Here is a 19,950-nt window from a genome sequence, read left to right as displayed (position 1 = left end):
AAAACACATCTGTTTATGTGTTAGAAACAGATGTGTTTTTATATGTTTTGAATGAATTATTTAGTGTCTAGACCTCCATTCATTTGTTCTTGCATTTTTTTCTGAATATCCATTACGATTTTCATAAATTGATCTTGTGTAACAACTTCTCCTTTTGTAGGTAAAGCAATTTTCAATTCTTTTTCAGAAATTTTTAAATCTTTCAATGTGTAAATTAATTTAGCTCCATTCATTTCAAACTCAGCTTTTATAATCAAACCTGGCAATCCAGCTAATGAAGTTGGTCCATCTTTTATAGGGATTTCTGGCGCATACCAAGCTGTCACAGGAATAGAATCCATCATAACGCCTTCTGCTTTTGTCGCTTTGTAACCAGCTATATCAGTTTTTTCACGCGAGATTTTCCATTTGTAATCTGGAATTTGATCTTTAATCAAATATTGTTTTACACCCATATCAACTTCTTTGTAATACAAATTTGGAGTTACAGTAAAGTCTTTATAAGTTGGTTTATTATCCATTGCAGCCATTTGTTGAGCAATTATTCCTAATCCACCTTGTCCGTTATTTACTTTTTCTTCTAATGTAAATGTTGAATTTTTGGAATTACTTTTAAAGAAGTAAGTCATAAAAATTCCTGCATCAATTTCAGCTTTTAGCATTCCTCCAACTTGAGCTCTGTATGCTTCTGGAATAGTTTTCATGGTTTTTTCGTAGTCCATTTTAACTTCCATTACATAAGTTGCATCGATATTTTGTGTTTTATTGTCTTGCGCTATAGAAATTGTAGCTGTAATAATTCCTAAGGCAAATGTTAAGATTGCTTTTTTCATAATTGTTGTATTTGTCTAATTAGTCTGCTTTTGTAGACTAATGTTACAGATAATTTTTGAATTTATTTAAAAAATAAAATGTCATTCAAAAAGTTAAGGATTTTCAAATGACATTTTTATCTAGCGATTTATTGATAATATTATAATAAATACGTCGAGACATTTCCTCCTTTTTTGATAAAATCTTCTTTCAATTCATCAAAAAGTTCTTGGTTAATAGCCTTTGTTGTTCCTTCTAAAATATATGTTGTATATCCCAATGCTAAAGCATCTTTTGCTGTGTAATATACACAATAATCTGCTGCTAAGCCGCAAATGTATACACTCGTTATATTATGATCTTTTAAGAATCCATTTAGCCCTGTTGGATTCTTTTTATTCACATCAAAAAAAGCACTATACGAATCAACTTCTGGATTCATACCTTTTCGGATGATTGCACTTATTTTATTTTGCTTGATATCTTTGTGTATTTCTGCTCCTTTAGTGCCTTGTACACAATGATCTGGCCACAAAACTTGACGATTTCCACCTAATTCGATTACATCAAAAGGTTGTTTATCTGTGTGTTGCGAAGCAAAACTTTTGTGATTTGCTGGATGCCAATCTTGCGTTGCCACAACAACATCATACTTTTCTTGCAATTTATTTATGCGTTCGATAATTTTATCTCCATCATTCACAGCTAACGAACCTCCTGGTAAAAAATCGTATTGCATATCTACGATGATTAAAGCTTTCATAGTATTTTATTTCTTAAGATTAATTTAGAATTAAATATAAGTTTTATAATATGAAATTGAACCAATTTTTATGAAAATTAATCGAATTTTAAGAAACCTTAATCTCGTTTATTTACGCCAGAATTTCTCATTTCTTCGAAACGTGAGCGTTGTTCTTGCATCAATTTATCAAATTCTGTTTGAGAAATAGCACCTTTATCTTTTGGTTTTTCGATTGGTTTTGTATTTGTTGATGTTTTGATATCTGTCAAAGAAATAATTTTAGAACCTTTAAACATTCCTCTGTTAATCTCTGTTTGTACTTCTGCGATTAAACCTGGTAATCCCCAATAATTTTCTGGACCAGTTTTATATTTCAAAGTTGGAATGTACCAAACTGTTGTCTGAACGCTATCAATAATAGCAGTTGCTTTTTTGGCTTCGTTTCCTAAAATTGTTTTCGTTTCACGCGTTAATTTCCAATCAAAATTTTGCAAAGAATCTTTCACAACATAACTTTTCCCCATCATGTTTTGCTCTTTTAAAAGCAAATGATTTGTACTATTTTTATAAATATTATCTCCATTCATCGACATCATTCGCATTCCGCCTCCACGTGGACCCCTTATTCCTTGACTTTGATCGTTTGATATTTTTTCAACCATTTTATACAAAGATTCATCTCCCAAAATAGTCAACTTAGCTTCTTGCGGCTCCTGAATATTTTTCTTGAATTGCTCTTGCATTTCTTTTGGCATCGTACGTCCATTGCCACCTCCCGGAGGTTGAAACGTAAAATCGTCTGGCAAAATAATACGCGTTGTGTACGAAATTTCTACTTTTTCTTGTTGCGCAAAGGCAGAAAAACTAAATAGAAAAATAAAAACTGAAATTATTTTTTTCATTTTAAATGTGATTATAGCTCTTAGACAAGAAATAGTATAAAATGTTTAATGAGTAATTAAAAAAATTAATCTTTTTTATCAATAGTTTCTGAGCGCATCGATTTGAATCGTTCCATTTGCTTATCAGATAATTCTTTGAATTCTTTCTCTGTAATTACATTTTTTTCTTTTGGCTTTTCTATCGGTTTCATATCTGGAACTTCTTTAACTTCTGTAGCTTTTATAGTTACATTTCCAAAAGATTTTTTATCAGATTTTGAAGTGTTGATAATTTCCATTTCTAAAATCAATCCAGGTAAACCATTGTACATAGAAGGTCCGTCTTTGACAGCGATACTCGGAGTATACCAAGCAACAACAGATTTTGTACTATCAATTACAGCTGTTGCTTTTTTGACATCAAAACCAATTATTTTTTTTGTTTCACGTGTCAATTGCCATTTGTATTCGGTTAGTTTATCTTTTATTAAATATGACTTATCCATTAAGTTGACACTTTTTGAATATTCTTTTGTTGACAAGTCTTTCAAAATTCCGTTTCCTCCACCAGAAAAACTAACAGATATAGAAAAACCTCCACCTCCTTGTCCATTACTTAATTTTTCGACCTTTTTATAAGTTGATGTATTGTCATAAATAGTCAACGTATAATCTTTTGGTTCAGACATACTTTTAAACATATTATCGTAAAAATCTTTTGGTAAATTAACTGAACCAGAAGTTTCAACTTTCATGTTTTTCTTTAACTCATCTACATTAATATCAGTAGTTTCTTGATAATTCACTTCAAGTTTTTGTGCAAAAGAAGTTGTTAGAAAAGAACATAATGTAAAGATTGTCAATATTTTTTTCATTGTAGTTTGATTTGTTCTACAATGATAGTAAAAGATTTTATTTCTACAATAATAGACTTAAAAAATTATAGAAATTTTAAGAAATGATTTAATATTTGAAGATAGATTATTTTAAATCCTTAAAGTACTGACGTTTTTGCACGAAATATTGAAATGGCAATAACTCTTTATCTGAATAATTTTTAATTTGATGTTGTTGACGCTTTTTATACATTTTTATAAAACCAAAATAAAAATGCATATGTGATAAGAAAACAGCCCAAACATGTGGAAGTCCTTGTTTGGGTAAAAAGGCAACAGCAGCAATTCCATCCATTGAAAGACGTGTGAAAAGCATCGGAAAAAGTTTGTTTGCAGGTAGATTTTTAAGCATCATCCACAAACTATTTCGGTAATTTAAAAACCATTTTTTTGGATTGGATTTATCCAAAGTTGCACCGCCCAAATGATAAACAGTTGATTCTCCACAATAATAAATTTTTCGCCCAGCATTGTTTAACCGCCAACACAAATCGATTTCTTCCATATGTGCAAAGAATTCTTCATCAAAACCATTTTGATCAAAGAAATCTTTTTTTCGGATGAATAAACTTGCACCGGTTGCCCAAAAAATTTGTGCGGTATCGTTGTATTGCCCATTGTCTTTTTCTAAAGTTGAAAAAACACGTCCGCGACAAAATGGATAACCAAATTTATCAATGAAACCTCCTCCAGCACCCGCATATTCAAAATATTCTTTGTTTTTGTAGTCTAATATTTTGGGTTGAATTGCGGCGATATCAGGATTGTTGTCAAACAATTTTTCAATTGGTTCTATCCAATTTTCAGTTACTTCGACATCCGAATTTAATAAACAGAAATATTCTGCATCAATTTCTTTTAAACCTTCGTTATAGCCTTGTGCAAAACCATAATTTCCTTTGTTCTGAATGATTTTGACAGAAGGAAATTGAGTTGTCAACAATTCGATAGAGTTGTCAGTCGACGCATTATCAATTACATAAATTGTTGCGTTTTTAGAATTGTTAATAACCGAAGGTAAAAATTGAGGCAATAATTTTTCGCCATTCCAATTTAGGATTGCAATTGCTGTTTTCATGAATATTTAAAAATTACAAATCGGCATATTTCCAACGTTTGTGGCTCCAAAGCCAATTATCTGGATGTTGTTGAATAGTTTGTTCTAAATGATGAAAAAATTGATGAACAATTTCATTTTCTTCAAATTTATCTCGTTGAGGTTGTAGTCGAATAAAAGTTGTGTGATAATGACCGCGTTTTATTTTTTCGGTTTGACAAAAGACAACAGCCATATCTTTGCGGCGTGCAATTTTATCAAAACCATTAAATACGGGAGTTCTCTGATTGAGAAAATCAATAAAATAATGAACAGCCGATTGTTTTGGACTTTGATCTGCGACAAATAAATAGGCTAATTCTCCATCATTTGGAGCTTTCATCATAAAACGCAACACATCTTTCATGTCCAATGCTTTTGTTCCGAAACGCCCACGCATAGCGTTGATTTTATCGTTCCAAAATGGATTTCGAATTTTATGATAAACAGCTGCACTTTCTTTTGTTGGTAAATGTTTCACCGTTCCAATAAACCATTCCCAGTTAAAAATATGCCCACACATCAACATGACATCTCGTTTTTCAGTTTTTATTTCATTAAAAACGTCGAGATTAGAATATGTAAATCGTTTGTCCAATTCTTCTTGAGAAATAGAAAAACTTTTTAAAGTTTCGACCAAATAATCACAAAAATTTGCATAGAATTTTTTATGAATTGCTTTGATTTCTTCGTGAGATTTTTCAGGAAAAGAGTTTTCTAAATTTGTTCTAATGACACGTCTTCTATAACCAATAACCGTGTACAACAGAAAGAACAGAAAGTCCGAAAATCTGTATAAAACCGAAAGTGGTAAACGTGAAATTTGAAAAATTATGAAATAAAAAATGCTGTTCATTTAACAAACAAATAAGCGACAAATTTACGAATTAAATTTGTTCGTTGCTTGCCAAATTGCATCTTTCGGAACAGGAGCTACAATTGTCAATTCTTCTTTTTTGACAGGATGCTCAAACGTGATGCGATGCGCATGTAAACAAATGCTTCCATCAGGATTAGAACGTTTAGCGCCGTATTTCAAATCGCCTTTGATAGGACAACCAACTGAAGAAAGTTGCGCGCGAATTTGATGTGAACGACCTGTAAATAACTTCACTTCGACACAATGAAAAGTATCCAAAGCACCTAAATAGGTGTATTCTAAAATTGCTTTTTTAGCATCAGGCGTTGGTTTAGAATAAACAGTTGTTTTATTATTTTTTGGATTTTTCTTTAGATAATGTTCTAATCTTTCGAAGTCTTTTGACGGTTTACTTTGAACAATTGCACGGTAAACTTTGTCAATATTTCGTTTCTGAAACATTTCGTTCATTCGTGTTAACGCTTTCGAAGTTTTAGCAAAAATCAACACACCAGAAGTTGGACGATCCAAACGGTGCACCAACCCTAAGAAAACATTTCCAGGTTTGTTATCGCGTTCTTTTATATAGTTCTTCAGACTATCGATAAGCGGAATATCGCCTGTTTCGTCTCCTTGTGCTAATTCACCTGCTTTTTTGTTGATGATTAACAAATGATTATCTTCGAATAAAATTTTTGGATTCATGAGTGAGTTTTGAGTGGTGAGATAAAAGTTTTGAGTTAGAATTTCCTCAAGTTGTTATTGAAAAACTCACTACTCAAAACTTATTACTCATGACTTATTTAATATTGTTCATTCACATTTGGAAAGTCGCCCGATTTTACATCCAGAACATATTGTCCAATTGCTTGGTGAATTTGATCTTCTAAGTTTAAATATTTACGAACAAATTTTGGTTTGAATTCGTTGTTTAATCCCAACATATCATGTACAACTAAAACTTGACCGTCGCAACCTGCACCTGCACCAATTCCAATTGTAGGGATATTAACAGAGGCTGTTACTTTAGCAGCTAAATCAGCTGGAATTTTTTCCATTACTAATGAAAAACATCCTAATTCCTCTAATAATTTAGCATCGCTAATTAATTTTTCTGCTTCCGCATCTTCTTTTGCACGTACTTTATATGAACCAAATTGGTAAATAGATTGTGGTGTAAGACCTAAGTGTCCCATAACAGGAATACCAGCATTTACGATACGACGAATAGATTCTTCAATTTCTTTTCCACCTTCTAATTTGATCGCATGTGCACCAGATTCTTTCATGATTCGAACAGAAGACTCTAAGGCTTTTTGTGGATCAGATTGATAAGTTCCGAAAGGTAAATCAACCACAACCAAAGCACGTTTAGCTCCTCGAACGACACATTGAGCATGGTAAATCATTTGATCCAAAGTAATTGGTAAAGTAGTTTCGTGACCAGCCATTACATTCGCTGCAGAATCACCAACTAAAATAACTTCAGTTCCAGCCGCATCTACAAGCGAAGCGATTGTAAAATCGTAAGCCGTTAACATCGAAATTTTTTCTCCGGTAAATTTCATGTTACGCACAGTTTCGGTAGTGATACGTTTGATTTCTTTATTTACAGACATTACGTTTATATTTTTAACTTTTGTAAAGTTAATTTGAATATTAAGACAGAACTAATTTTGACTGATATTTTTTCCAGTTTGACAGATGAGGAATAAGATAAACGGTTAGTTAAAAATGAAATAACAATTTTCACAATTTTGTAAAAGTAAATATACTTGTCTATTTGCTCATTTTTAGTAAATTGGTGTTCGAATTGAGAGAATTTCACTAAATTTGTTCTCTTAAACTAATTTTAAATAACCATAAATGAAAATAGCAATAGTGGGGACAGGCTACGTTGGTCTGTCTAACGCAATTTTATTAGCTCAGCGTAATGAGGTAGTGGCGTTAGATGTTGTTCCAGAAAAGATTGCAATGCTCAATGCAAAAAAATCTCCAATTGAAGATAAAGAAATTATAGATTTTTTGCAGAATAAGGAGCTTAATTTTCTTGCGACTTTAGACAAAGAAACTGCGTATGCAAATGCAGAATATGTGGTTGTTGCAACGCCTACGGACTATGATCCAAAAACAAATTATTTTAATACATCAAGCGTAGAATCGGTTATAAAGGATGTCAAGCAATATAATCCGAATGCTGTAGTTATTATAAAATCAACTGTTCCGGTTGGTTTTGTTGAAGATTTAAAATCACGATTAGACTATCAAAATATTATTTTTTCTCCCGAATTTTTGCGAGAAGGAAAAGCTTTATACGACAATTTGTATCCATCAAGAATTATTATCGGTGAACAAAGTGAAAGAGCAGAAGTTTTTGCTAATTTGTTAAAAGAAGGAGCAATTAAGAAAGATATTCCGACATTGTTTACACATTCAACAGAAGCAGAAGCAATCAAATTATTTTCGAATACCTATTTAGCGTTGCGTGTCGCTTATTTTAATGAGTTAGATAGTTATGCACAAACATTCAACTTGGATAGTAAACAAATTATCGAAGGAGTTGGTTTGGATCCTCGTATCGGTTCGCATTATAACAATCCATCGTTTGGTTATGGAGGATATTGTTTGCCAAAAGATACGAAGCAATTATTGGCTAATTATGATGCAGTTCCGAATAATATTATTCAAGCAATTGTTGATGCAAACAGAACGCGAAAAGATTTTATTGCAGATTCTATCATTGCAAAAAATCCTAAAAAAGTTGGTGTTTACCGCTTAATTATGAAATCAGGTTCAGATAATTTTAGAGCATCAGCAATTCAAGGAGTAATGAAACGTATCAAAGCAAAAGGAATTGAAGTGGTGGTTTATGAACCAGTTCTGAAAGAAGATTCTTTCTTTGGATCGAAAGTGATGAATGATTTTGAAGCTTTTAAACAAGAATGTGATGTGATTATCTCGAATCGAAATGCACCTGAATTAGCTGACGTGAAAGAGAAAGTTTATACGCGCGATTTGTTTGGAAACGATTAAAAATAACAACTATAAAATACTATGAAAACTATTTTAATTACAGGTGGAGCTGGATTTATCGGTTCTCACGTTGTAAGAGAATTTGTCTTAAAATATCCTGAAACGAAGATTATCAACCTTGATGCGTTGACATATGCAGGAAATTTAGAGAATTTGAAAGATATCGAAAGTAAATCAAATTACGAATTCGTAAAAGCTGATATTACGGATGCCAAACATATTTTAGAGGTTTTTGAAAAGCATCAACCAGATGGTGTTATTCATTTAGCAGCGGAATCTCACGTGGATCGTTCTATTACAAATCCGTTGGATTTTGTGATGACGAATGTGATTGGAACAGTAAACTTATTGAATGCTGCCAAAACGATTTGGAACAATAATTTCGAAGGAAAACGTTTTCATCATGTTTCGACAGATGAGGTTTTCGGAGCTTTGGGAGATGAAGGATTCTTTACGGAAGAAACATCGTATGATCCGCATTCACCTTATTCTGCATCAAAAGCATCTTCAGATCATTTTGTGAGAGCCTATCATGATACATATGGTTTACCAATTGTGATGACGAATTGTTCGAACAATTACGGACCAAATCATTTTCCAGAAAAATTAATTCCATTGTGTATTCATAATATTTTGAATGGAAATCCACTTCCAATATACGGAGATGGTAAATATACGCGCGATTGGTTGTTTGTGATTGATCATGCGAAAGCGATTGATTTGGTTTTCCACGAAGGTAAAAATGGAGGATCTTACAATGTAGGAGGTTTCAATGAATGGCAAAATATCGACTTGGTGAAAGAATTGTGTAAGCAAATGGATGAAAAATTAGGGAAAGAAGCAGGAACTTCCGAACAATTAATCACCTTTGTAAAAGACCGTCCAGGACATGATTTACGTTATGCTATTGATGCAACTAAAATCAACGAAGAATTGGGTTGGAAACCATCGGTGACATTTGAACAAGGTTTATCTAAAACAATCGATTGGTTTTTAGAAAATCAAGAATGGCTGGACAATGTAACATCTGGCGATTATCAAAATTATTACGAAAAACAATATAATTAAAAAAGGGTTTTATAGGTTAATGAAGAAATTAATCTATAAACTTAAAACCTTAACCTAAAAAGTTTTTATGAGTTTAAAAACAGTAGTTTACTCTTCTGACAAAAAAAACACATTTCCTCAAGGAATTAAAAAATATATTTAAAGATATATCAAATTCTCACTTTTTAGCTTTTCAGATGGCTAAAAGGGACATACAAGCACAGTATAGACAGTCTTATTTGGGTATTTTTTGGCATTTGCTCCAGTTATTATTAACTAATTAGTGTGGCTGTTTTTAAATGGATCAGGTGTTGTTTCAGTACAAGGAGTTGGTATTCCTTATCCTTTGTTTGTTGTGATTGGTACAATTTTATGGAGTGTATTTGCTGATACAGTTCAAAGCTCTATGGTTTCTGTAAACGCAGGAAAGGGAATTATTTCTAAAATTAATTTCCCTAAAGAAGCGCTTCTAATGGCTGGTATGTATAAAATAAGTTTCAATCTAGGATTGAAACTTATTTTGTTAGTCGTCTTTTTAATTTATTTCGGTGTTAATTTAGATATTAATTTTCTCTACTTTCCATTTCTATTGGTGGTACTTTTAATTTTTAGCTTTGCTATCAACAATATCCCAGTTTATTATATCAATCAGATTACTGCCGTTTATACTTTTTCCGAATATATTCACAGTTAGCAAAAAATCATTCAAATCTTATAAATATTAATAATAAGGAGGTTAGCAAATTAAAGAAACTTTAAAAAAAAAGCTAAATAATTCACAAAAGAAACTAATTCATAAAAGAATTAAAAATCATATTTTTTTTATTTTGAAATACTCAACGTTTGATATTTCGTATATAAATTATATTAAAGATATTGGCTTTAGAACATCTTTAAAACTAATAAAATGGAAATGACAACATTTCTACTAAATTAGAGTTACTAAAAAAATCAAGATTACTAAAATTACTATATAAATTAGGACTATTTAAAGGATATAAATACCTATAATTAGAAAAAGCTCATATTAATCGGTAACAACTTTACTTTACAACAAAACCTAATAGCTAACCTCTACTAATCTACATTTAGCAAGAAACACTAAACAATCTGTTTGTATAAAACAAATCAAAATCAAAATTAAGCAATCCACAAATTTATTCAGCATCATTATAGCTAATATACATGAAGTATCATCACAAATTCCTATAACAAACCTCCTCTTTAAGTCGGCTTAGAGGCGACATAAAGGTAGCACAGAGGTAGCATAGAACTACTATAAAAATAACTTAGGAATACAGTTGAAGAAGTAAAAAATAATTAAAAAGGAGAAAAATAGAAATAAATTCGCTAAATTTAATTAATTGATTTTCAATAGTTAAATATAGTAAATTTATGGCTAAAACAGATAATGAATTTAATATAAATGGTAAATTAGGAAATTTAATTTTTTTTCAACGTAATGGTAAATCTTTTGTCAAAAAATATGCAGGCGGATTTGTTAATAGTTCAGCACAACAACATCCAAATACAATAGAAGTTAAGAGACGTTTCAAAGAATTATCGATGTTTTCCGCATCATTCAAGAAACACATACTACCATTCAACTGGAAACAAAAAGACGGAACTTTTCACAACCAATTGGTTTCATTTTTTTCTACTATAAAAAAAGAAACCAATCAATCTACCATGTACACAGCACTAGTAGAAGCCTACAAAAATGGTAAATTACAACATCGTTCACTCAACAAAAAGTGCAAACTATCCCCGTTTTATGTGGAATATAATGCCCAAACAAATGAATTAAAAATACAAGCAGGCCTAGTATTTCAACACAAATCCAAATTCCCAAACGCTTTTTTAGAAATCAGTATAGGATGGTTGGTTTGCACCGAAGAATTAGAGTTAAATCTTATCAATTTTCAAAATTTCTATGTTCCAATAGATAACCTTGCTACACCACTTGCAGAAATTAAATTATCACCACAAATACAAGAACAACAAAACTCATCAACAATTTTTCCTTTTGTCGGCATATCCATTGTGACACAAGACAACGAACAAGCTAAACTCTTTCATCCTTTTCACTATACACTCACCACATTCCTATAAATAAGAAAGCATAAGCTATAATTAGTAAATCTACTTTTCATTAAGAATATCTTAATTATCGTATAAAATAAATAATGATAAATAAATACGCTTAAAAAATAGAAGAGCAATGCCATCAAATAATAACTTGTATATTCTTACAAATGAAGTAACATTGTAAACAGCTAAATTAGAAACACTTAATATACACATCATGCAACAACCTCTTATTTCGGTTATTGTTCCTTGCTACAATCAGTCTATTTATATGGACGAATGTCTACAATCAGTCTTAGATCAAACCTATCAAAATTGGAAATGTATTATTGTAAATGACGGTACAATACCACAAAAAAACCTCAACTATGTTGAGGTTTTTTTCTATAAAGATTAATCTTATTCCTGAATTAAAAGTCGGAATCCTTCACCGTGAATATTCACGATTTCTACTGCTGGATCTTTCTTCAAATACTTACGTAATTTCGCAATATATACGTCCATAGAACGTGATGTAAAGTAATTATCATCGTGCCAAATACGTGTTAAGGCAATCTCACGAGGCATTAAATCATTTTTGTAAACTGCCAATAAACGTAATAATTCGTTTTCTTTTGGCGAAAGTTTCTGTGATTTACCATCGTAAATTAATTGTCTCAATTTTGCATTGAACGTAAACTTACCAATTTTGAAATCTTCTTGTTCAAATTTTTCTTCTTCGCCAGAATTACGTTGTAAAACAGCTTTTATTTTGTACAATAAAACTTCTGAATCAAATGGTTTTAAGACATAATCGTCTGCTCCAATTTTGTAACCATTCAAAACATCCTCGCGCATGTTTTTCGCTGTTAAAAATATAATTGGTTGTTCACTTTTTAGTTCTTTGATCTCTTTTCCTAATGTAAAACCATCTTTTTTAGGCATCATTACATCAAGGATGCATAGATCATAATCACTTTCTTTAAATTTGGTAAGACCGTCCTCACCATCGATTGCGTGCGTTACGTCAAAATCGTTTATAACCAAATAATCCTTTAATACACTTCCGAAGCTTGGATCATCTTCTACTAAAAGTAATCGTTGTTTATCACTCATTGATCTATGATTTTAGAGGGATTTTAATGAAAAAAGTACTTCCTTTTCCTGCTGAACTTTCTGCCCAAACCTGTCCGCCGTGAAGCTGAACGATTTTTTTGACATAAGCCAACCCAAGTCCATGACCTTTTACATTGTGTATATTTCCCGTTTCTTCTCTATAAAATTGTTCAAATATTTTTTTCAGAACGTTTTGCGACATTCCCATTCCTTTATCAGAAATTTCAATTAAAAAATTGTTGTCTTTGTTGTATGTTTTTACTCTAATCTCTGGTGTGTTTGGAGAGTATTTTCGAGCATTATCCAATACATTAATAACGATATTCTCTAAATGGAAGGGATCTCCTTTTACAAATGATTGTTCTGCGTTGTATTCCTCAAATATTGTACCATTTCTTTCTTCTACAATAAATCTTATCGGCTCAACACTTTTTTGTACAATACCATTCAAATTTACTTCCTGAAAATTCATGTCCATTTGATTGCGATCAAGCTTCGACATTCGTAAGACCATCTCAACGTGAGCATTCATACGTTTGTTTTCTTGTTTGATCAAATCTGCATAATATTTCACCTTTTCAGGATCAGTAAATATCTTTTCATTACGCAATGCATCAGACGCAATATTAATGGTTGCAATAGGCGTTTTGAATTCGTGCGTCATATTATTGATGAAATCTGTTTTGATTTCCGAACTCTTGCGTTGCAATTGCATATAATAAATTGACAAGGAGAAAACCGTAATAATAATCATGGTTAAGATAAATGTCAACGAAATAACTGGAACGGTTGGTGCAATAATGGCTAAATTTCGGTTAACAAAATTTGCTGCCAAATAATATTCGATATGATCCTTTCTATCCAAAAATAGCGGAACCATAAACTCAATTTTATTGCGATCGAAATCTTTTGATTTGACATTTGTTTCTGTCGAATCTTTTTTCAAAACTGCCAAAATTGGCATTGCTTGGTGAATTCCTCTGTTGCGTAATTCGTTTTTCAAAATAGAATCTAGCATCGCATAATTCACACGTTTGTCGATTGGCGTAGAACCAGCGTCCCAACGTGCAGCACTTTCCAATGTAAATGTTCCGTCTTGTAAAGCGTGTTCAAAATTCAGATTAAGATTCGGAATTCCTCTTGCAGAAGAATCTTTGTCTATTTTGAAAACGCGTTCTTGCGAATAAATATTCGCTTTCGTTAAGCTGTCATTGTATTTTCCAGATGATGGCAACATCGATTTTTCGACTACATAGCGCGTTACATAAGCGTACGTTACACCAAGCGAATCTTTGATGACTTGATTGGTTACAACTTGCGGTTTATCTTTATTTGATTTTAAATCAGATTGTATATTATTGAATTTCTTATAATAACGCTCTAATTCGTTTTTGTTTATTTTCTCTGTTGTATAATTCATCGCTTGGTACACATTGTTGTTAAAACTGTCTGTACCATTCTGAATTGTTAAGTTTAGCCAATAGAATTGAATAATTATCAATCCTATAAGCGCAACACTCATGATAACGATTAAGATTTTATAAAATCCTTTTTTCATTTATTTTTTATTGAATGATTAAAAATAGTTTAATCTTTTCTAATTTCTATCTTTTTGTTAAAATTTGGACGATTAAATCATTTTTTTGATTTTGATAAACGTTTGTTCCACTTCATTTTTCAAGTGAGCTAAATCGCCATTATTATCAATAATAAAATCTGATTTAGCGATTCGTTCTTCGTCCGAAATCTGATTGTTTATTCTCGCAAGAATTTCTTCTCGTGATAAACCATCTCTTTCTATAGTTCGTGCAATTCGCGTTTCTATATCGACCACTACACTTATCACAACATCGCAATCTTTGTAACTACCACTTTCTATTAAAATGGCAGCTTCTTTCATTACAATGTCCGATTTTTGAGCTTTTTTCCAATCTTCAAAATCTTGGAAAACTGCTGGATGAACAATTGAATTTAATAGCTTCAATTTTTCATTATTCTGAAAAACTTGTTTTGATAGATATGGTTTATTCAAACCATTTTCATTGTACGCTTCTTCACCAAAAGCTGCAATAATTTTAACTTTTACTTCAGAGTTTTCATTCTGAATCGTTTTCGCTCTTGTGTCAGAATTATATACCGGAATACCTAATTCTTCGAAGAATTTTGCTGCTGTACTTTTGCCAGATCCTATTCCGCCAGTAATACCTGCTACAAAAGGTTGGTTGTTTTTCATGGTTTGAAGTTAAAAAAATGCCGAAGAATAATTCCTTCGGCAATCAGTTAAATATATGTTAACCTTAAACTTAGTTTTTTTCTTCTACTACTTTGTCTGATTTTTCAGCTTTGTCAGTCGTTTTTGAATAACGTGCAGCAGTTAATTCACGAGAAATTGCAGCCTTTTCAAATTTAATTTTTCCAGCTCCAGTTTCGATGATAACAGCGTCGTCATAAATTTCGTTGATTTTCCCGTGAATTCCAGAAGTTGTTACAACTTGATCACCACGTTTGATATCCGTTTGAAATTGTTTTTCTTGTTTCGCTTTCTTTTGTTGAGGACGAATCATGAAAAAGTACATAATTACGAACATTCCTCCGAACATCAAAAGCATAGACATTCCTCCGCCTTGTGCACCAGCTTGTAAAAAGATTGTTTGAATCATTTTTATATTTTATCGATTTAATACTTATTGTCCAAATGCTTGTTGCGCATTTTGATCATTTGCAGTAGCTCCAACAACGTTTGCAGAAATATCAAATTTCTCGTGACCGTTTACTGTGTTTGTTACTAAAGTTACTGTTTTTTGTTGTTTTCCGTTCATGTTTCCAGCTGTGTAAACAACTTTGATAGAATCTGTAGCTCCTACCGCAATTGGAGTAGAAGGGAATTCAGGAACGGTACAACCACAAGTTGCAGACGCATCGCGAATAACTAATGGAGATTTACCATCGTTTTTGAACTTGATATATGTTTCTACTTTATTGTTAGCTTTTACATCTCCAAAATCGTGATTTGCTTCTGCTAATGTTAAAACTGGAGCTGTAGCTGGATCTACAACATTTTCAGCTTGTTGAGCTGTTTCTTCTGCTGTAAAATTGTCGCTAGCTTTTTTCTCTCCACAAGAGCTGATTGCGAATGATAATGCAAATGCACCTAAAATAAATAATTTACTTTTCATTTTTATAATTATTTGTCTTAGTCAAAATTAAGAAAAAATAGTGATTATAATAAACCTCTACCGTATTTTGGTAAATTATTATTGTCTTTTAACTCTTTTAATGTTTTATCTAAGATTCCGTTAACAAAAACACGCGATTTTTCTGTCGAATAACTCTTCGCTAATTCCACATATTCGTTGATTGTAACTTTTGCAGGAATATTTGAGAAATATAAAAATTCTGTCAAAGCCATTTCTAAAATAATCAAATCGATTGTCGCAATACGATCTAATTCCCAGTTTTGAGCTTTTTCGTCAATGATTTTTCTTGTTTCTACTTGGTGACGAATAGTTTTACGGAATAATTCTTCAGTAAATTTTTTGTCATCTAAATCTTTGTAAACTTTGAACAAAGAAATCAACGGAGAACTGTTTTGACGGAACGATTTTATCGTTGTGTGTACCATCGCATTTGCAATATGTACATCGTCTGCCCACGTGATCTGAATTCCTTCTAAGTAATCGTGTAAATCTTCATATTCAGCAATAAACCCTACGAAAAAGTTCAAGATAAATTCTTTGTCTTCTTCAAAAGAATGTTTGTCGCTGCTCATGTACGTTTTGTACAATTCACTTTCTGTCAAATTTTTAAAGATATTGTTTGGATAAGAATCATAAATATCCCAAAGTAAAAATTTGTTGTCATTTGAATAACGAGATAATTCAAGATTTTGTTCAATAATTTTGAATACTTTATTCTGAACAAATTTTAAATTTGGATTTAAATCTTCTTGGGTTGGAAAGTTTTTTGATTTTGCAAGTTCAATTTTATGCTCTGCAATGTCCTTTTGAACTTTAATCAAATTTAGGAGATAAATGTACAAATCGTAGATTTGATCGATACTTTTCATCATATTTTTCTCGACCGCTCTTTCTTCGCCTTCAGTTCCTAAACTATTGTAAGCATAGATATTCTGCATTACTTTTTCGCGTAGTTGTCTTCTTCCCAACATAATTTCAATGATATAACGTCTAATAAATTGATGCAAAGGTAAAAAAAAGAATGTAATTTTGTTTTGTGAAATCATTACAAAAGTTAAATAAATTTTTATGGAAGTATAAATGGAGAATATTTTTGGGCTTCATTTTTACGATTTGTGCCAATTGGGTGCAGGTTTATTCCGTTACATATATTAGAGAAGCAATCAATACAGTTGAAGAATTGCTACGAAATTTTAAGAAAGAAGGAACAGATAATCTCGATCTTTTGAAAGATGGTTTGATGTACGCCAGTTTGGCTTTTTTCTTTTTTAAAGTTTTGGGAGGAGTTTTGACGGTTGGTACACGACAAATGATTATTGTGGCATCGCGTTATATTGAGTTCGATTTGAAAAATGTGATTTACGATAAGTATCAAAAATTATCGTTGTCCTTTTACAAAAAACACAAAACGGGCGATTTGATGAATCGTATTACCGAAGATGTCGGATTGGTGCGTATGTATCTTGGACCTGGAATTATGTATCCAATTGATTTGGTATCGCGAGTTGTGATCATTGCGTATTTTATGTTGCAAATTGATCAACAATTAACGCTTTATACATTAGCTCCATTACCGATTTTATCATTGTTAATTTATAATGTTGCACGAAATATTAACAAGAAAAGTAAGCGCGTACAAGAACAACAATCTACGATTTCGTCATCTGTACAAGATACTTTTGCTGGAATTCGTGTGATAAAATCATTCAATTCGGAAGAATTTATTAAATCTAAATACGAAGTAGAAGCAGACGAATATCAGAAACGTGCGCTTAATTTAGCTCAAATTCAGGCAGCTTTTGGACCATTGATGGTTGTTGTAGTTGGTGTGAGTAATTTGGTGATTTTGTATTTGGGAGGAGTAAAATATATAGAAGGAACAATGGATATTGGTTCTATTGCACAATTTTTCCTTTACCTAAATATGTTAATTTGGCCATTTACTTCGTTGGGTTGGATTACAATGGTTGTGCAGCGTGCGGAAGCATCAATGTTTCGTATCAACGAATTTTTGAATGCTGAAACTGATGTGAAAGAAAAACAATTAGTCAATCATGAAGTAGAAGGAACAATCGAATTTAAAAATGTGACGTATATCTACGAAAACACAGGAATTAAGGCGTTGGATAATGTTTCGTTCAAAATTAATAAAGGTGAAACTTTAGCGATTCTTGGAAAAACAGGTTCAGGAAAATCGACAATTGCTTTGTTAGTTGCGCGTTCGCTGGAACCGACTTCTGGTGAAATTTTGATTGATGGTAAAAATATTCATGATATTAATGTAGAATCTATTCGAGAAGAAATTGGTTATGTTCCGCAAGAAGCTTTCCTTTTCTCGGATTCGCTAACCAATAATATTTTGTTTGGTTCTGACGATACAGATGAGCAAACGGCTGAAATTTTTGCGAAGAAAGCTGTTGTTCATGATAATATTGATCGATTTAAAGAACGTTACGAAACAGTTGTTGGTGAACGCGGCGTTACGCTTTCTGGAGGTCAAAAACAACGTGTTTCTATAGCTCGTGCATTGGTAAATGATCCGAAAATATTAATCTTTGATGATAGTTTGTCTGCTGTAGATACCGAAACCGAAGAACAAATCTTGAATAATTTATCTTCTGAGATTAATGGTAAAACAACCATCATTATTACGCATCGTGTGTCTTCTGCAAAGCGCGCTGATCAGATTTTGGTTTTAGAAGATGGTCATGTTTTAGAAAATGGTTCGAACAGCGAATTATTAAATAAGCATGGTTATTATTATGAATTGTACAATAAACAACTGCTAGATTAAGTTTATTTATATAGATTTAATAAAATAATAGAAAATAATTGTTTAAAACGTTGTTATTTTCTTAATTTTTTTTAGATTTGTTAGGAAACATTTAACAATTAAACTCTATTTAGACTTATGAATGATTTTGAAAACCAAGAAAAGGTGGATGCAGAAGGAGTCTTTTCAAAGGTATTAAGGGCTGGAAGAAGAACTTATTTTTTCGATGTCCGCGAAACAAGAGCAGGGGATTATTACTTGACGATTACTGAAAGTAAAAAAAATACGCAGGAAGATGGAAATGTGTATTACAAAAAACATAAAATCTACTTGTACAAAGAAGATTTTGAAAGTTTCAAAGATATGTTAGACGAAACGACCGATTTTGTTTTTGCTCAAAAAGGACAAGAGGTAATTTCGGAAAGACATCAGAAAGATTTTGATCCAAAAATTAAAGTTGTGGGTAAAGACGAAACGCAAGTTGAATCTTTTACCAATATCGATTTTGACGATATATAGACTTTACTAAATATGCGTAAAAAGAAACCTCCACTCAATAATTTGAGCGGAGGTTTTTATTTATGCTTGAATATTTTTATGTCTCCTATCAACAATCCTCCATCTTTTTCAAAATCTATATTATCCAAAATAGTTAGATATTTAGTTATATTCTTTTTCTTGAGAAATTTGTTTAATATTATTGAATATATTCTTTGAATCTCATAATCAAACTCACATAATAGAGATTCAAGATCATAAGATTCATCAATATCTTGATTTTTTATTAATAGAATTTTATCATTTTCTAAATCAACCCGTGAAATTTCGTAAACATCAAAATCTTTAGAGTCATTGCTTATGTAATTCGTAGAGTGAGCACCAATTTTATTTCTTAATTCAATTATTTTATACTTTTTTAAATCATTAACTATTTTGGATTTGTGTGGAATTTTATGAATCTCAATTAAGTTAATTATTGCTAATTGTTGTTGATAAACAGCATTTAAAATTCCGTAAAGCCTCAGGTATTGTTCTCCTATATCTAGTATTTTAGTAGGTCCAGATAATTTAAATTTTAAGTAATTTTTCTTGGCGTATTCTGTGTCATCAATTACGTATAGAGCATTTAATAATATATTCCAATCAAATTCTTTTTCAAAGTAAAAGAATTTAATAACATCTGATTTAAAATTTTTAGATTTTTCAGGATTCCATTTAATTGAAAAATCACTTAAAACTTCATTATGTAAATCTTTATATTTACTTATAATAGACCTATTGTCCATATTTATTTTTTCTAAAATTACAATATTTTAATTTATCAGCTTTATTTAGTAAAATCATTTAATTACAAAATGTCAAGTAGAATTTATTTCAGGTTCGCATCTCGTGAGATTCTGAAACAGGTTCCTTTAGATTTGAAAATC

22 protein-coding genes are annotated in these 19,950 nt (G+C 31.3%); 7 read left to right on the top strand and 15 right to left on the bottom strand.

Annotated features, from left to right (window positions below):
* Positions 1–56: 56 nt before the first annotated feature.
* The 8 genes from B3I31_RS00470 to panB all read right to left on the bottom strand — a co-directional run bounded on the left by B3I31_RS00470 (position 57) and on the right by panB (position 6,909).
* Entirely contained in the window at positions 57–833 is a 777-nt protein-coding gene (locus B3I31_RS00470) for a GLPGLI family protein (RefSeq protein WP_291047757.1), read from the bottom strand.
* Between the two features lie 140 nt (positions 834–973).
* On the bottom strand, positions 974–1,576 hold the full coding sequence (gene pncA, locus B3I31_RS00465; protein ID WP_280035291.1) for a bifunctional nicotinamidase/pyrazinamidase: 603 nt from the start codon (positions 1,574–1,576) through the stop codon (positions 974–976).
* Positions 1,577–1,674: 98 nt separating this feature from the next.
* Complete coding sequence (locus B3I31_RS00460) at positions 1,675–2,460, bottom strand: GLPGLI family protein (RefSeq protein ID WP_221853969.1); 786 nt, start codon at positions 2,458–2,460, stop codon at positions 1,675–1,677.
* A gap of 65 nt (positions 2,461–2,525) precedes the next feature.
* Positions 2,526–3,314 (bottom strand): GLPGLI family protein, encoded by a 789-nt coding sequence (locus B3I31_RS00455; RefSeq protein ID WP_221853968.1) that lies wholly within the window; start codon positions 3,312–3,314, stop codon positions 2,526–2,528.
* Between the two features lie 106 nt (positions 3,315–3,420).
* Positions 3,421–4,413 (bottom strand): glycosyltransferase family 2 protein, encoded by a 993-nt coding sequence (locus tag B3I31_RS00450; RefSeq protein ID WP_291059168.1) that lies wholly within the window; start codon positions 4,411–4,413, stop codon positions 3,421–3,423.
* Positions 4,414–4,426: 13 nt separating this feature from the next.
* Complete coding sequence (locus tag B3I31_RS00445; RefSeq protein ID WP_221853966.1) at positions 4,427–5,287, bottom strand: lysophospholipid acyltransferase family protein; 861 nt, start codon at positions 5,285–5,287, stop codon at positions 4,427–4,429.
* Between the two features lie 24 nt (positions 5,288–5,311).
* Entirely contained in the window at positions 5,312–5,995 is a 684-nt protein-coding gene (locus B3I31_RS00440; RefSeq protein ID WP_221853965.1) for an RluA family pseudouridine synthase, read from the bottom strand.
* Positions 5,996–6,093: 98 nt separating this feature from the next.
* Positions 6,094–6,909, bottom strand: coding sequence for a 3-methyl-2-oxobutanoate hydroxymethyltransferase (gene panB / locus B3I31_RS00435; RefSeq protein WP_221853964.1), 816 nt, complete (start codon positions 6,907–6,909; stop codon positions 6,094–6,096).
* 247 nt (positions 6,910–7,156) lie between these two features.
* Between panB and B3I31_RS00430 the strand changes: the two genes are divergently transcribed.
* The 5 genes from B3I31_RS00430 to B3I31_RS00410 all read left to right on the top strand — a co-directional run bounded on the left by B3I31_RS00430 (position 7,157) and on the right by B3I31_RS00410 (position 11,855).
* Complete coding sequence (locus tag B3I31_RS00430) at positions 7,157–8,323, top strand: nucleotide sugar dehydrogenase (protein ID WP_221853963.1); 1,167 nt, start codon at positions 7,157–7,159, stop codon at positions 8,321–8,323.
* 21 nt (positions 8,324–8,344) lie between these two features.
* On the top strand, positions 8,345–9,391 hold the full coding sequence (gene rfbB / locus B3I31_RS00425) for a dTDP-glucose 4,6-dehydratase (RefSeq protein WP_291059170.1): 1,047 nt from the start codon (positions 8,345–8,347) through the stop codon (positions 9,389–9,391).
* Between the two features lie 262 nt (positions 9,392–9,653).
* Positions 9,654–10,064 carry an ABC transporter permease gene (locus tag B3I31_RS00420; protein ID WP_221853961.1) on the top strand — a complete coding sequence of 137 codons (411 nt, stop codon included), beginning with the start codon at positions 9,654–9,656 and terminating at the stop codon, positions 10,062–10,064.
* A gap of 701 nt (positions 10,065–10,765) precedes the next feature.
* Entirely contained in the window at positions 10,766–11,482 is a 717-nt protein-coding gene (locus tag B3I31_RS00415) for a hypothetical protein (RefSeq protein ID WP_221853960.1), read from the top strand.
* A gap of 193 nt (positions 11,483–11,675) precedes the next feature.
* Positions 11,676–11,855 (top strand): glycosyltransferase family 2 protein, encoded by a 180-nt coding sequence (locus B3I31_RS00410; RefSeq protein ID WP_221853959.1) that lies wholly within the window; start codon positions 11,676–11,678, stop codon positions 11,853–11,855.
* A 2-nt stretch (positions 11,856–11,857) separates the two neighbouring features.
* Here B3I31_RS00410 and B3I31_RS00405 read toward each other — a convergent pair whose 3' ends face one another.
* The 6 genes from B3I31_RS00405 to nusB form a co-directional block, all read right to left on the bottom strand.
* On the bottom strand, positions 11,858–12,553 hold the full coding sequence (locus B3I31_RS00405) for a response regulator transcription factor (protein ID WP_221853958.1): 696 nt from the start codon (positions 12,551–12,553) through the stop codon (positions 11,858–11,860).
* A gap of 4 nt (positions 12,554–12,557) precedes the next feature.
* Positions 12,558–14,111, bottom strand: coding sequence for a sensor histidine kinase (locus B3I31_RS00400; protein WP_221853957.1), 1,554 nt, complete (start codon positions 14,109–14,111; stop codon positions 12,558–12,560).
* Positions 14,112–14,183: 72 nt separating this feature from the next.
* The gene (coaE, locus tag B3I31_RS00395) at positions 14,184–14,786 is read right to left on the bottom strand and encodes a dephospho-CoA kinase (protein ID WP_291047769.1); all 603 of its coding nucleotides are present in this window, start codon (positions 14,784–14,786) and stop codon (positions 14,184–14,186) included.
* Positions 14,787–14,856: 70 nt separating this feature from the next.
* Positions 14,857–15,213 carry a preprotein translocase subunit YajC gene (gene yajC / locus B3I31_RS00390; protein ID WP_221853955.1) on the bottom strand — a complete coding sequence of 119 codons (357 nt, stop codon included), beginning with the start codon at positions 15,211–15,213 and terminating at the stop codon, positions 14,857–14,859.
* 24 nt (positions 15,214–15,237) lie between these two features.
* A complete protein-coding gene (locus tag B3I31_RS00385; RefSeq protein WP_221853954.1) occupies positions 15,238–15,729 on the bottom strand; it encodes a DUF1573 domain-containing protein in 492 nt (163 codons plus the stop codon).
* 44 nt (positions 15,730–15,773) lie between these two features.
* Complete coding sequence (gene nusB / locus B3I31_RS00380) at positions 15,774–16,796, bottom strand: transcription antitermination factor NusB (protein ID WP_291059172.1); 1,023 nt, start codon at positions 16,794–16,796, stop codon at positions 15,774–15,776.
* On the opposite strand from nusB, the gene B3I31_RS00375 reads away from it, so the two are divergent.
* Together B3I31_RS00375 and B3I31_RS00370 are read left to right on the top strand one after the other, a co-directional pair.
* On the top strand, positions 16,787–18,544 hold the full coding sequence (locus B3I31_RS00375; protein WP_286495050.1) for an ABC transporter ATP-binding protein: 1,758 nt from the start codon (positions 16,787–16,789) through the stop codon (positions 18,542–18,544). The genes nusB and B3I31_RS00375 overlap by 10 nt on opposite strands.
* A 117-nt stretch (positions 18,545–18,661) precedes the next feature.
* Complete coding sequence (locus B3I31_RS00370; RefSeq protein ID WP_280052022.1) at positions 18,662–19,042, top strand: PUR family DNA/RNA-binding protein; 381 nt, start codon at positions 18,662–18,664, stop codon at positions 19,040–19,042.
* Positions 19,043–19,098: 56 nt separating this feature from the next.
* Here the strand turns inward: B3I31_RS00370 and B3I31_RS00365 are convergent, their stop codons facing one another.
* A complete protein-coding gene (locus B3I31_RS00365; protein ID WP_286495049.1) occupies positions 19,099–19,809 on the bottom strand; it encodes a hypothetical protein in 711 nt (236 codons plus the stop codon).
* Positions 19,810–19,950: the final 141 nt, after the last annotated feature.

Source organism: Empedobacter sp. UBA3475 (genome assembly GCF_002378465.1).
Lineage (GTDB): Bacteria > Bacteroidota > Bacteroidia > Flavobacteriales > Weeksellaceae > Empedobacter > Empedobacter falsenii_B.
Note: the sequence above shows the minus strand (reverse complement) of the source record. Positions and strands in the feature narration are given on the sequence as shown.